Origin of the sequence: Paenibacillus sp. J5C2022, assembly GCF_025567625.1 — a bacterium.
In the GTDB taxonomy this organism is placed as follows: domain Bacteria; phylum Bacillota; class Bacilli; order Paenibacillales; family Paenibacillaceae; genus Pristimantibacillus.
The window spans coordinates 114769-128692 of the sequence record NZ_JAOQJC010000015.1; the positions used below are offsets into that span (position 1 = coordinate 114769).

At 49.9% G+C, this 13924-nt stretch carries 7 protein-coding genes; all 7 read left to right on the forward strand.

Translation table 11 applies throughout. From position 1 onward, the window contains the following. The 7 genes from M6D81_RS14350 to M6D81_RS14380 all read left to right on the forward strand — a co-directional run bounded on the left by M6D81_RS14350 (window position 1) and on the right by M6D81_RS14380 (window position 13825). The gene (locus M6D81_RS14350; protein ID WP_262677586.1) at window positions 1-2151 is read left to right on the forward strand and encodes a hypothetical protein; all 2151 of its coding nucleotides are present in this window, start codon (window positions 1-3) and stop codon (window positions 2149-2151) included. A 198-nt stretch (window positions 2152-2349) separates the two neighbouring features. Continuing rightward, entirely contained in the window at window positions 2350-3303 is a 954-nt protein-coding gene (locus M6D81_RS14355; RefSeq protein ID WP_262677587.1) for an ABC transporter permease, read from the forward strand. 27 nt (window positions 3304-3330) lie between these two features. Continuing rightward, complete coding sequence (locus M6D81_RS14360) at window positions 3331-4212, forward strand: carbohydrate ABC transporter permease (RefSeq protein ID WP_262677588.1); 882 nt, start codon at window positions 3331-3333, stop codon at window positions 4210-4212. Between the two features lie 143 nt (window positions 4213-4355). Next, window positions 4356-5912 carry an extracellular solute-binding protein gene (locus M6D81_RS14365; RefSeq protein ID WP_262677589.1) on the forward strand — a complete coding sequence of 519 codons (1557 nt, stop codon included), beginning with the start codon at window positions 4356-4358 and terminating at the stop codon, window positions 5910-5912. 14 nt (window positions 5913-5926) lie between these two features. After that, window positions 5927-7999, forward strand: a complete 2073-nt coding sequence (locus M6D81_RS14370) for a beta-galactosidase trimerization domain-containing protein (protein ID WP_262677590.1) — start codon at window positions 5927-5929, stop codon at window positions 7997-7999. A 42-nt stretch (window positions 8000-8041) separates the two neighbouring features. Continuing rightward, window positions 8042-10339 carry an AraC family transcriptional regulator gene (locus M6D81_RS14375; protein ID WP_262677591.1) on the forward strand — a complete coding sequence of 766 codons (2298 nt, stop codon included), beginning with the start codon at window positions 8042-8044 and terminating at the stop codon, window positions 10337-10339. 120 nt (window positions 10340-10459) lie between these two features. Then, window positions 10460-13825: a DUF4838 domain-containing protein gene (locus tag M6D81_RS14380; RefSeq protein ID WP_262677592.1), complete on the forward strand. Its 3366-nt coding sequence runs from the start codon at window positions 10460-10462 to the stop codon at window positions 13823-13825. Window positions 13826-13924 lie beyond the last annotated feature (99 nt).

Consider the following 13924-nt stretch of genomic DNA (forward strand, 5'->3'; position numbering starts at 1 on the left):
ATGGAGCGTAATTACGATTTCCGTAAACGGCTGGAGGTTGTGCATAAGCCGAACCGACGCGATTCCAGTGTGCGGGCCGGTGCTGGTGAACTGGAAATTTCCGATGACTGGCGCATCGTTATCGCTGCAGGCGCCGAGCCGCTCTTGGTGACTGCGGCCAAGGATTTGCAGGATTATTTCTTTACAAGTATGAACGTGTCTGTACGACTCAGTCGCTCCCTTCATGTTGCGGAAGCTGCTGCCACGGGATCACAGGTTATTGTTCTGGCGACGAGAGAGCAATTACCCCCGCTGGGCGAAGGATTGGAGATATCTCGCAGCTACCGGCTTGTTGCAGAGGGAACTCGGATTGTGGTATGTGGATTTGATGAACGAGGGACGGCGCAGGGCAGTTACTATATCGAGGATGAAATGAATATACGGGAAGCGCCGGTGATGACTTTCAGGGACGTTATTCGTAAGCCGCTGTTCTCGCCGCGTATGGCTCATTCGGGTTGGGGCTTGGATCGCTATCCTGACGCACATTTGAATGCGCTTGCACATGCGGGCATAGACGCGATATTGGTGTTCGTGAAGGATGTTGATGAAACACCGGAAGGTTATCAGGATTTCAATTATTTGGTCGATCGGGCCGAGTTGTACGGGCTGGATGTATATGTGTACAGTTACTTGATCAGCCGTCTTCATCCGGATGATCCGGGAGCGGGTGCATATTACGAAAGTACTTATGGAAGAGTGTTCGAGTCCTGTCCGAAGTTCAAAGGCGTCATTCTTGTCGGGGAATCGTGCGAATTCCCGAGCAAGGATTCGAATACGACCGGCATGCTGCGTCTTGATTGGCCGGAAGATCAGCCGCAGACGAAGCCGAGTCCGGGCTGGTGGCCTTGTGAAGACTTTCCGCAGTGGCTTAATCTGTTATCGGGAACGATCCGCGCACATAACCCGGATGCGGATATCGTGTTTTGGACGTACAACTGGGGCTATGCACCGATGGAAGATCGCCTGAAGCTTATCCGCGCACTGCCCGCCAATATTACGCTGCAAGTGACGTTTGAGATGTTCGAGCAAATACTGAATGAGAATGTCACGCATGTATGCGTCGATTACACGTTGTCGAATGTCGGTCCGGGTGAATACTTCCGCAGCGAGGCAGAAGCAGCCAGTGAGCGAGGCATTAAGTTGCTTGCGATGAGCAATACGGGCGGGCTGACATGGGATTTCGGCGTTATTCCTTACGAGCCGTTCCCCAAGCAATGGAACAGGCGGCATGAAGCGTTATTACGAGCGAATCAAGACTGGGGCTTGAGCGGTCTGATGGAGTCGCATCATTATGGCTGGTGGCCTTCTTTTGTAAGTGAGCTGGCCAAATGGGCGTATTGGAGTCCGAGTCCTTCTTATGAGGACGCATTGGCGATGATCGCAAAGCGTGATTTCGGAGAGACAGCCACGCCGTTGGCATTGAAAGCTTGGGAGATGTGGAGCGAGGCGATTACCCACTATATCCCGACGAACGAAGACCAGTATGGGCCATTCCGGGTAGGTCCGTCGTATCCGCTTGTTTTCCGCAACGCGATGTTCAAACGAGCTGTGCAAATGCCCGCAGTTAAGCATGCATTATTCGGCAATGAAATTGTATTGACAGATTACGAGCCGCTTGATGATCCAAGGCAATCGCTTGGCGTGTCCCGGATTGACGTGGAGATCAGGAGCCTCGGACGAATGCTGAAGCTGATGGCCGAAGGCAATGAATTGCTGGAGCGGGCGCTTGTGCTGACGCCAGACAGAAAGCGGGAAGACGGCGTTAGAATGCTTGGTTTGGGACAGTTTATCGCCAGATCACTTCAGACGACGATTCATGTCAAGAAGTGGTGGAAGCTGAAGAAAGAGCTTTTTGCCGCAGCGGATAGGGATAGAGCGCTTGTATTGCTGGAGCGGATGGAAGAACTGGCTCTTAAGGAAATAGCGAACGCGGAAGAGACAATTCCGTTAGTTGAAGCTGATTCGCGGCTTGGCTGGGAGCCTAGCATGGAGTATATGACGGACGCTGCGCATTTGCGATGGAAAATAGATCAGGTACGCAGCGTGATTGACAGCGAGTTCGTGCAATATCGAAAGTCGCTTGCGTTAACGGATCGTACGATTCGAAAATGAAATAATGACAACGGCCCGGCTTGTGACGCGATCACAGGCCGGGCCGTTGCGTTGTGTGACAGTGGAATTTGATGTTGCTTCGGTGCCGTTCGCCTTGCAGGAAAGACCTGCAAGGACATTCGAAAGCCTGCAGAAACCGCTCTGCAACAGCGTTTTCGGTCTGAGATGCACGCTGGTCCGGTTCGGATTATTGACGGAATGTATGGTGCGACTGATAATCAAGCTAACATCACGCAAAGGAAGGAGGAGGTCACTATATTATCGATACTTGTAAGAAATCGGTGGCTGTACGCGATGCTTGTTCCTGGAATTATTTACTTTTTGATATTCAAATATTTGCCCATGTGGGGACTCGTCATCGCCTTTCAAAATTACCAACCATTCCTGGGCATAACGGGAAGCGAATGGGCGGGCTTCCGTCACTTCGAACGCTTATTCAGTGATCCGGAATTTTTCAAGCTGTTCCGAAACACGGCGTTGCTTGCCATCTACAACATCGTTTTTTTCTTCCCGCTGCCGATCATTCTGGCGTTGATGCTGAACGAGGTGCGGCTGGAAGTGTACAAAAAAGCGGTGCAAACGATCGTCTACATTCCGCACTTTATTTCGTGGGTTGTTGTCGTCGGCATGTTTTATACGTTTTTTACGATTCAAGACGGCATTGTTCCTGATTTGATGTCGGTTGCCGGCATGGAGAAAATCGATTTTCTGCAAAGTCCGGACTGGTTTCGAACGATGATTACGACCCAAGTGATATGGAAGGAAGCTGGATGGGGAACGATTATTTTCCTTGCGGCGATCACCGGCGTAGACCCGCAGCAATATGAGGCGGCCACGATCGACGGAGCCGGCAGATTTCGCCGCATGTGGAGCATCACGCTACCGGCTCTTCGCAGTACGATTATTATTTTGCTGATTCTCCGTTTGGGCAGCTTTATGGATACGGGGTTCGAGCAAATTTTTCTGATGCTGAATGCGTTAAACCGCGAAGTCGGCGAAGTGTTCGATACTTATGTATATACGGCTGCTATTCAGCAAGGCGATTACAGCTATAGCACTGCTGTTGGTCTGTTCAAATCAGTCATTGGCGCTATCCTTGTATTTCTCGCGAATTATATGGCTAAGAAAAACGAAGAAGACGGCATCTTTTGACAGAGGACAGAAGGGAGGGGGAATCCAATGACACACGAAAAAACACTGGGAAACCGCTTGTTCGATGCAGCTAATATTGGAATACTGCTTCTGGTGTCGCTGATGACGCTAGTGCCGTTTCTTTACATTATAGCCGGATCACTTGCCGCTCCTGAAGAGGTGCTGCGCAAGACGTTCATTCTGTTTCCAGACCGCTTCGATTGGACGGCATACCGTTATATTTTTTCGACTAATACCATCATAAAAAGCCTGTGGGTGTCCGCTTGGATTACGATTGCAGGCACAGCAATCAATTTGGCCATGACCGGCATTATGGCTTATCCGCTGGCGAGACGAGACCTGCCCGGAAGACGGCCGATCATGTTTATGGCTACGTTTACTATGATTTTCAGCGGCGGCATGATTCCGACGTTTCTCGTTGTGAAGTCGCTCGGACTGATCGATTCGTATTTGTCTTTATTGATTCCTGGCGCGATTAGCGCGTTTTATTTAATCATTCTAAAAAACTTTTTCCAACAGCTTCCAGACGGTTTGGAGGAGTCGGCCAAAATCGATGGCTGCAACGACCTGCAAATTTTTTATAAAATCGTGGTTCCGCTTTCAAAGCCGGCTCTCGCTACATTAACGTTGTTTTACGCGGTCGCGCATTGGAACAATTACTTCTCAGCTATTCTATACATCAACGATTCTGCCAAATGGCCGGTTCAAGTGTTGCTAAGGCAAATTGTTATCCTTTCGCAAGGGGGAATCGGTGACTCCAGCATGTTTACTGATCAATTTGTCGTACCGCCGGCGGTCACGATCAAAATGGCTGTTATCGTCATCACGCTGCTTCCAATGCTGTGCGTATATCCGTTCATTCAGTCTTATTTCACCAAGGGAATTTATCTCGGCTCGGTCAAAGGTTGATAACAGTGTTGGCCAAGATGATCGTTCCGCTCGCGAGAGGGAGGGCAGAGGTCAGCGACTTTAAAAGGACGCACCGCGCAGCATTTCATCTTGTCCAAATCAAATATAGAGCACTGTTCCAAAAAAAGGAGGTTACTACATTTATGAGCACGTTATCGAAAATGGTAAAAAAGTCAATGGTGGGTAGTATGGTTGCTGTTATGGCACTTGGTGCTACGGTGGCATGCAGCAGCGAGAAGCCGAAAGAACCCGCGGCGTCAGGTGCACCTGAAGCTTCCAGTTCGGCTTCGGTTGCTCCGAGCGAAGCTCCGATTACGATCTCGATGATGGTCCCGCAATATCCGACGGAGCCGGTCAAAGCTGACAGTCCCGGCATGCAGAAGATTCGCGAATACACCGGCTATAACATCGATATTAACTGGGTGGTGGGTGCAGGCTATGAAGAAAAACTGAATGCGACGATCGCCTCCGGCTCGATGCCGCAAGTGCTTGTCATTCCGGACAACAAGAACGCCAATATTGTCAATGCCGCGCGTTCGGGCATGTTCTGGGAAGTAGGGCCTTACTTGAAGGATTACCCGAATTTGTCCAGCTTGAATCCGCAAATTTTGTCCAACACTTCGCTTGACGGCAAAATATACGGATTGCCAAGAACCCGTCCGATATCACGTACAGGTCTCCTGTTCCGCAAGGATTGGCTGGACAATGTCGGCCTGAAAGTGCCGCAAACGGTTGACGAGCTGTACGAGGTTTTGAAAGCCTTTACTTACAATGATCCCGACAAGAATGGCAAGAATGATACGTTCGGCCTGAGCGACCTGGGATCGGCGAGCGTGGGGGCGGCAATCGACTATTTGGCCATTTATTTCGGCGCGCCGCTGAACTGGGGTGTTCAACCGGATGGCAAGCTGATTCCTTCCTTCATGACGCCAGAATATTTGGAAGCAATGAAGTTTAACAACAAGTTGTATACGGAGAAGCTGGTTAACCAGGACTTCCTGATCGTGAAAGAAGGTTATATAGCCAATATCAATCAAGGGAAAGCTGGCTTCCTGCTCACAGCGGTAGACTCGGTAACGACGGCGCAGTTCGCCGATCTGAAGAAGTTGAACCCACAGGCGGAGTTGGATGTGGCTACTGGTGTCACAGGACCGAAGGGGGAATTCGTGCAAGCCGACCCAGGATTCGCAGGACTTCTCATGTTTCCGAAGAGCAGCGTTAAAACGGAGGAGGATTTGAAAAATATTTTGGGATTCTTCGACAAAATGACCGACAAGCAAATGATTGATTTGACAATGCTCGGCGTTGAAGGTCATACGTATAAGATGGAAAATGGCGTGCCGAACGTAAATAAAGATTTGTATAACAATGAAATTAATCCACTGAATCAGTTTATGGTCAAATTGGGTATCTTCGGGCCAAAGCCTGGCGATACGCCAATGGAAACAAAATGGAAAGAAATCATCGCCGGCAACGAGAAGAAAGGCGTATCCGATCCAACGACTCCATTGATCTCGCAAACTAACGTGGAGAAGGGCGCTCAATTGAAGAAGCAAATTACAGACGCTCGCGGCAAATTCATTATGGGCGAACTGGATGAAGCAGGATGGCAGAAAGCGATTGAAACATGGCAAAAAAATGGCGGGGATCAAATTATCGACGAATTTACTGCCGAATACGCGAAAATCAACAAGAAGTAACGGAGTGATAACGGATGGAAAACCAATTGTACCGCAAAACGATATGTCGCGGACTGTTTGACTTCCACGTAGGGGAAGCCATTCCGGAGGTGCGGTTGAACGTGGCGGATTACATCGCAGGCGCCGCTGCTGCGGGCATGCAAACGATTACGTTCATGACTAAAGACGCGTTCGGAAACAGTTATTATGACACGCGGATTGGTCACAAGAATACGAAGCTCAGCGGCGACTTGTTAGGCGAAGCCATAGCTGAGGCTAAGAAACATAACTTGGCTATCATCGCCTATTATAATGTTGGACTCAATAACCACGTTGGCGGGGCCAACCCGGATTATCGGCAGCGAGGCGCCGATCAGATGCCGATCAAGGAAGCGTTCGGCTTCTACGATCTACTCTGCATGAACTCTCCTTACCGGGATTTCGTGTATGAACAACTGAGAGAAATCGCCGAACGTTACGAGGTGTCTGGATTTTTCTTCGACATCACGTATGTATGGGACGACTGCTGCCACTGCGAATATTGCCGTACGGCGTATCGCAACCGATTCGGTTATGAGGCGCCCGCAGCACCGGTTCCGGGGACGAAGGAAATGGCTCATTGGCAAGCGTTCCAGCGCGATATCCGCTACCGGTTTCTGCGTGATGCGGCGGATAGACTGAAAGCGATCCGTCCGGATTTCCTGATCGGCTGGAATCATGCCGGCGACCCCCGATTCGGTCAAGTCGAAGCGGATCGGTATGCGGATTATTTCACTTCGGAGTTCCATCCGCCTCATTACAAGTACGGCAGCCTGCTGGCGCGCTGGAAACGGTCGTTCGGCAAGCCGTTCGAGCTGATGATGCCAAGCGAGATGGGGAGTTGGGGAGAATGGACGGTCGCGCCGCACGAAACGCTCCGTACGACGGCGGCTATCGCTGTGGCGAACGGGGGCTCGATCAGCTTCGGTCATGTCGCCTATCCTTCCGGCGAATTGAAGGGCAGCGTGCCGCGACCGGTTATGGAGGCAGTCAAGTACGCTAACGACTGGGTTCAGTCGCTGGAGCCGTGGCTGCTCGAAGCGGTCAGCGAGCCTCAGGTTGCCGTATTATATAGCATCGGAAGCAAGCGAATGCTGGAAGCGTCGACACTGCCGCGAAGTCTGGACGAAGCCACGCTGCAAGGCGTACACCGCATCTTGACGGAAGGGCATATCCACTTCGATATTCTCGATGAAGATGGGCTGGCGGCGAATATCAGCCAGTACGAGCTAGTGGTCTTGCCGGATCAAGCGTATGTGAGCGAGGAACTGCAAGGAATCATCCGCGACTATGTGCGAAGCGGCGGCAAGCTGCTGGCAAGCGGACGCACCTCCTTATACGAAGCGAATGGAGAACGCTGCGACAACTTCGGGCTGAGCGATGTGTTCGGCACCGCCTTCCTTGACATGTGGCTGTACGATGTTTCGTATCTGTATCCGCTTGATGCCGCACTGCTGGACAATATCCCGGATATGCCGCTGTTGCTGAAAAACCAGGCATTGCCCACTCTGAAGGTGTCGACAACAACCGGAACGAAGCTTGCCGGACTTATGGAACCGGCTGTTGAGACGAAGGTTCACCGCCATGTGTACCACCAGCACGCTCATCCGGCAGTCGGGACGCCAAATCCATCTATTGTAATGAATACGTATGGTAAAGGAAGTTGCCTGTATATACCATTGCCGCTTGAGGCAGGGTATTGGAGAAGCGGATCACCGTGGCTGCGCAACGTATATCTGAGCGGCTTGCGCATATTGAATCCTGAACCGGGAATCGTCGTTCGTGCACCGTTGTCAGTAGAGGTGAATGTTATGCGCCAGCCCGGACAATCACGAGTGATCGTTCATTTAATTCATGTACGCGAAGAAACGGCGGCAGGCTCGAAGACATTCATCGAGGAAGTGCATCCAGTCCAGGAAGTCGAAATTTCACTTCGTCTGAACGCAGGCCGTGTGCAGATCATCCCGGAAGGGACGGAGCTTGCGGTGGAGAAGCGTGCGGATCGCGTCTCGTTCATCGTGCCGCCATTTGGCTTGCACACAGCGGTAGCCGTTGAGATAATAAACTGATCTAATGCAGATTGATATGTGGCCGTGAGGAGGTGGTTTTTTATGATGCGGAAGCCCCCGCGATTATTGATCCGGCTTATGGTAATCAGCATTTTTGTTGGGGCGATCCCAGTGCTTGCCTTAGGCAGCTTCTCTTACTATTTATTTATGGATCGGGTCGAGGATCAGGTCGATCAGCGCAACAGCCAACTTCTCACGGAAACGCAGATGCGCCTTGAACAATTGTATACGACTATAGATTTTTCGCTTACTCAACTGGCAAACTCGACTTTGTTGCAGGATTCGACCGAGTGGGATTATTCGAGCCATCACTTTCAGTCGTTTAACGAGCTGAGCTCGCAATTGTACCGGATGCAAACAATGGAAATGGGAATTAGCAATGTATTCTATGTCAGCTTCGCCAAAGGCTGGCTGCTCGACAACCACGGAGCGTTCTTGCTCAGCGAGCATGCGGATCGCGACTTGTACGTCGGATATCGCGAAAGGAATGAGAAGTCGTTCTGGGTGACGCAACAGGAAAGAACTAATACCGCGGTGAAAGAAGGTGTACGGTCGGAGTCGGATATTGCTGCCGTTACTCTGGTGAAAAGAACGCCGCTCCATGCGATGAAGCCAACAGGTATGCTGGGTGTGCAAATTCCGCGTTATGAAATCGAGCGCCGGCTGTCCTCTGACGACAATCGCGATGCGAGGCTGTTGATCGACGCCGATCTGCATATTCTGGCGGCTTCGGAATCGTTCACCTCCCAGTGGAACCAGCTTCCCGCCGAATTTGCTGCTCTCATCAAAGGGACAGTTCAGCCCGGGAGTCCCGCAACGTTCAAATTCGATAATTCGCATCTGGCGGTTGTCAGTCGCTCGGCCTATAACAACTGGTATTATGTTTCGGTCTACTCGAATGCCGAGATTGCCAAAGATGCCGGATCGATTCGGAACACGATGTTTTTAACCTGCTTCCTCGTCCTCTTGCTTACACTGCTGATCGCGATGGCGATGAACCGCCGATTTTATAAGCCGATCCGCAAGCTGTACGATTCCGCTGTCCGTCTGTCCGATTCGCAGACCGACAATAAATATAATGAAATTGAACTGATTGAAGCGCGTCTGGAGTCATTGATGGAAACGCAGCATGGCAAGGATGAGTTTATAGCCGGTCAGGTCAGCCAATTGCGGGATCTATTCCTGTTCAAGCTACTGATTGGCGAGGTTAATCCTGCTGAAGCTGAAGCCAGATCTGCCTATTACAGGTTGAATGCGGAGTGGAAGCAATGCTGTATTGTCTCCCTGCTAATCAGCAACTGGAAACGCTCGCGATACAGGGAAAGCGACCGGGATCTGATGATGATGGCCGTAAAGAATGTAATGGGCGAGCTCATTCCCGCTTCCAATAGCCTGCCTGTCGTTACGATCGGTCAGTGCCAGGTAATCGTCGTCGGCAGCATGCATGAGACGTCTAAGCAATTTCGTGAATATGTCGAATCACTGATCGTGATGATCCGCGCAGCCGTCGAACGTTACTTGGGACTGGACGCCATATTCGGGATCAGCCGGTCGATTCATTCGTTGAAGGAAGCCAGCCGTGCCTACCTGGAAGCGACAGAGGCGTTAAAGCAAAAAAGTGTCATCATCGAGCAATCATTTTTCTTCTTCGAGGATTTGACGCCCGATCGAATGGTCCGGATCAAGTATCCGGCGGCACTGGAGAAGGCACTCATTGAAGCGATAGAGGAGAATGATCACGAGCAGGCTAGGGAGAGCTTGCGGCTAATTTCCCGTTATTTGCTGGAGGCCAACGTCAGTTACCGCGAGCTGCAGCTCTATTTGGTACGCTTGCTCGTCACGTTGCTGACGGATTCTCTCGATTCTGAAGAGTTTCTATTCCAACTGTTGAACGACCAGAAGACGATATTTGATCAACTGTTCGAGCTTAACTCCCTGGATGAAATCGAGAGCTGGATCGTTGGGAAAGTGCTCACTCCGTTCATTCAATGGCGAGAAGAACAGTCGCAGAAGCAATATTATATCATCACCGAGCAGATGCGCAGAATAATTCACGAGCAGTATAAAACGGATCTAACGCTGGAAGCATGCGCAGAGCAATTGAAGTACCATCCCGACTATTTGCGGAGGGTGTTCCGCAAAGGAACGGGCGTGAGCTTCAGCGATTATCTCGCGCAACATCGGCTGAGCATCTCCAAGGAGCTGCTTGAGAATACAGATTGGACGATTTTGGACATTGCGCAGCAGCTCAATTTCCAAAATTCACAAAACTTCATTCGCTATTTCAAAAAAATGGTCGGCATCACCCCTGGACAATATAGGCAAAGCTTACGGGAGTAAGTGTATGGATCGCGGAGAAATGCTTCATGTGTCTCTCCATTCATGAATTGCAAGCGGTTACAATAAAGTATGAGCGGGAGGAAAGAATAAATGGGAACTACCGAATGGAGGAAGAAAAACATGTTGAAGCGTAAATGGATGCTGTGGACGTTGGTTTTAGCAATAGTACTCGCTCCGATGGTAGGCTTGACCCGGAATGCCGATGCACAGACACCTGACAGCCCTACTTTGAGTCAGATCGATGCAATATTGCTCTTGCTGGATCAACTGGTTGCATCCGGTGAGGTGCGGGCCCCATTGTCGAAGCAGCTTGAAAACAGCTTGCAGCAAGCCAAACATCAGTTGGAGAAAGGCTCGACCGAGCAGGCTGACAAGAAGATAGACGATTTCCTGAAGCATCTATCCAATAAGGGCATGCAGAAAAATATAACCGAAACCGCAAAAAATCTGCTGGGGGAAGCAGTCCAAACGATGAGGGAAGGGGAGGCATCGAACCCAACGCCAACGACGGATTTGAGTATTGTAGCGAATGGTCAGGCGCAGTCGCTAATTATCGTGGAACCGAGCGCAGATAATCAAACAAGAGCAGCAGCGAATAAATTAGCTGCGTATATCAAAAAGTCGACAAATGCTGCGCTACCTGTCTTGACGACGACGGAGCTTAACCAGTCGGGTAATCTGTATGACAATAAGGTTCGCATCTATGTCGGAACGAAAGCTCCACAGACAGAAACTGCGATAATGAGCGAACTGCAAGAACTAGACGATCACGGATTTGTTATCTGGCCTTACGAGCAATCGATTTCTATTATCGGACCGACAGCTTGGGGTACGGAGTATGGCGTTGATGAATTTCTCGAGCGCTATGTCGGTGTCCTTTGGTTATTGCCTGGACCTGACGGCGAGGATGTACCGTTGACAACAGATCTGGCAGTTCCTGCTGAACAGGTAAAAGATGAACCAGCCGCAATTTCCCGGCATTTCTTCGGGATGGCTATTCAAGGCGAGTGGAGTAGAGATAATCGTATGCAGCAATCGATTAATTTCCACCATAACATGAATGTATTGTTTGATCCTGCTGTTTTTGCCGATCACCCGGAATATTATCCCGATGGGGTTCTTCCTACCCATCCTTATGACTGGCAACCATGCTTTACGAATGAAACGGCAGATGCAGCGATCGCGACAATTATTGAATATTTCAATCAGAATCCTACTGCCAGATCCTATTCGCTGGGCATTAACGACAAACAGGATAACTTTTGTGAATCCAATCCGGATCATCCGAACTATCCAGGAAAGCTGAACTCTATGGGTGTACTGAATATGTCGGACATTTATTATCCATGGGTGAATCAAGTAGCAGAAGGTGTTTTGGCTGTACATCCGGATAAATATTTTGGGTTGCTGGCCTACTTGAATGTGTATGACCCGCCGACCGTTCCGCTGAACCCTCGTGTTATTCCGTTTATTACGGATGATCGTATGACATGGGTACTGCCTGAACATGAGTCGACCGGGAAAGGACAGACCGCGCTCTGGGAAGAGAAGGCGACAAATATTGGGTTTTATGAATATTTATACGGATCGCCGTACAATGTGCCTCGTATGTACATGCAACAAATGGCGGAAAATTATAAGTATGCGGAAGATCACAAGGTTATTGCTCATGTCGCGGAGTTGTATCCGAACTTTGGTGAAGGTCCGAAACCGTGGGTATCGGCCAAATTACAGTGGAATCCGAACCTCGATGTCAACGAATTGACGGACGAATGGGTTGAGCGGGCGGTAGGTGCGGAAGCGGCTCCATATTTGAAGCAGTATTATGAGTATTGGGAAACGTTCTGGACGACCCGTATCTTCCAGTCGGACTGGTATAACGCATGGCTCAACGCAACAAATAAGCGGAATTACTTGAATCTCTTCGACCACAGTTATCTGGAAATCGTGACGAAGGAAGACCTCATCGAGAGCCGTCGCCTGTTGGAGCTGGTCGTTGCCAATGCCGGGGCAGGCAAGCAGAAGACGCGTGCCGAGCTGCTCCTGCGCACATTTGAGTATTACGAAGCATCGGCGCTTAGCTATCCGAGAAAAGGAGCAGTCAGCACGCCTGCGGATGAGCAAGCCGCAATGGCAATGTTGGACGATATCGAACAAAGCTACGCGATGGCAAAAAAGCGGAAAAGCCTGTTAGTAGAATTCAGCGACAATCTTATTCTCGACAGAACGAACAAGGAAAACTCCGGTGCATGGGATGGCGTACAAAGAATGCTTATCGATGCTGTACAGCGCTATGTGAATACGGAACCGGCAAACGGAATCGTACGACAACGGTTCTACAACGTATTGAGCGGAATGGACTCTTACACGAATCTTTCCGCATCCGCCGTTAAAACAGCGGCCAGCAAAGAGACGATCCTGCAATCTCTCGATTTCAGTCAAGGACCGTGGACTGCAGCGGTTCCTTTCTCCGAGTTTACGGTTATGGGTTCCAACGAGGTTCCGCCTTCAGAGACGAAAGTATATTTGTTGTGGGATGATGAGAATCTGTATGTCGGGTATGAAAACTTTGACAGTGAAGTGTTGACGAACAAATTGATTAAGAGCACCGAGGCACCGAATAACTGGTGGAAGAGCGGCCAGGACGACTCCGTCGAAACCTATGTGACTGGCGATGTCGCATCAGGCTACAAAGGATTTTTCACTAATCCTAATGCCGTTAAGTTCATTTACAAGAAAACAGATCCAAATGCCGGACCGACACCGGATCTGGATACCCAGTGGCAAGCAAGTGCACAAATTGGAACGGATCGTTGGAATACGATTCAGGTCATCCCATTCTCCAGCATAGGCGTCGATCTGAATCTGACTAATACTCTGATGGGTTTCTTCTTCCGTACTTATCATGGATCTACCAAGTTTTTAGGCTGGGGCGGAGGGGCGCCTTGGAAGGCAGATAGCTTCAGACCTGTTCATCTTGTGGATTCTACTAATTATTTGAAAAATTCATCGTTTGAGTTAGGCAATACTGAGACACCTCATGTAATCCCTTCGTGGTACTCGTGGGGAACTACAGTTACACAACGTACGGACGAGTACGCTCGTACAGGCAATTATAGTCTTGTGACTAGCGGAGTCCAGTCGGCTGCCGGACCTTATCAATACACTGACGCGGGGATTGCTCCGGGCAAGTATAAGGCCGTTCTATATTACTACTTGCCAACGGATCCGACTACGACAGGCACGATTCAGTTCTGGACCAACATCAGATCCGGTGCAACTCAGGTTGCTGACGTGCGGACCGACAACATGCCACTCTCCTGGGCATTCGGAAAGTGGAAGAAGCTGGAGTATATTTTCGAAGTCAAACCTGATTATAATGGAGTTGTGCCCACTCAGTTGCAAGTCTGTGTATCACTAAGAAACTTCAATACAACTACCAAACTTTATTTGGATGATTTCTCCTTATATAAGCTGGCGGACTAAGCTTTAGACGATTAAGGGGGGGGCGCGTTGGAGCGCCCCTCCTTTGTCTGTATTTAACTAACAAACTCCACAGCGCTTATTCAAGCATCTTCCCCCTTC

Excerpts from the sequence above, each read along its gene's own strand:
- M6D81_RS14350 (WP_262677586.1), top strand. The coding sequence starts at position 1 with ATGGAGCGTAATTACGATTTCCGTAAACGGCTGGAGGTTGTGCATAAG.
- M6D81_RS14365 (WP_262677589.1), top strand. The coding sequence starts at position 4,356 with ATGAGCACGTTATCGAAAATGGTAAAAAAGTCAATGGTGGGTAGTATG.
- M6D81_RS14360 (WP_262677588.1), top strand. The coding sequence starts at position 3,331 with ATGACACACGAAAAAACACTGGGAAACCGCTTGTTCGATGCAGCTAAT.
- M6D81_RS14380 (WP_262677592.1), top strand. The coding sequence starts at position 10,460 with ATGTTGAAGCGTAAATGGATGCTGTGGACGTTGGTTTTAGCAATAGTA.
- M6D81_RS14375 (WP_262677591.1), top strand. The coding sequence starts at position 8,042 with ATGATGCGGAAGCCCCCGCGATTATTGATCCGGCTTATGGTAATCAGC.
- M6D81_RS14370 (WP_262677590.1), top strand. The coding sequence starts at position 5,927 with ATGGAAAACCAATTGTACCGCAAAACGATATGTCGCGGACTGTTTGAC.
- M6D81_RS14355 (WP_262677587.1), top strand. The coding sequence starts at position 2,350 with ATGTATGGTGCGACTGATAATCAAGCTAACATCACGCAAAGGAAGGAG.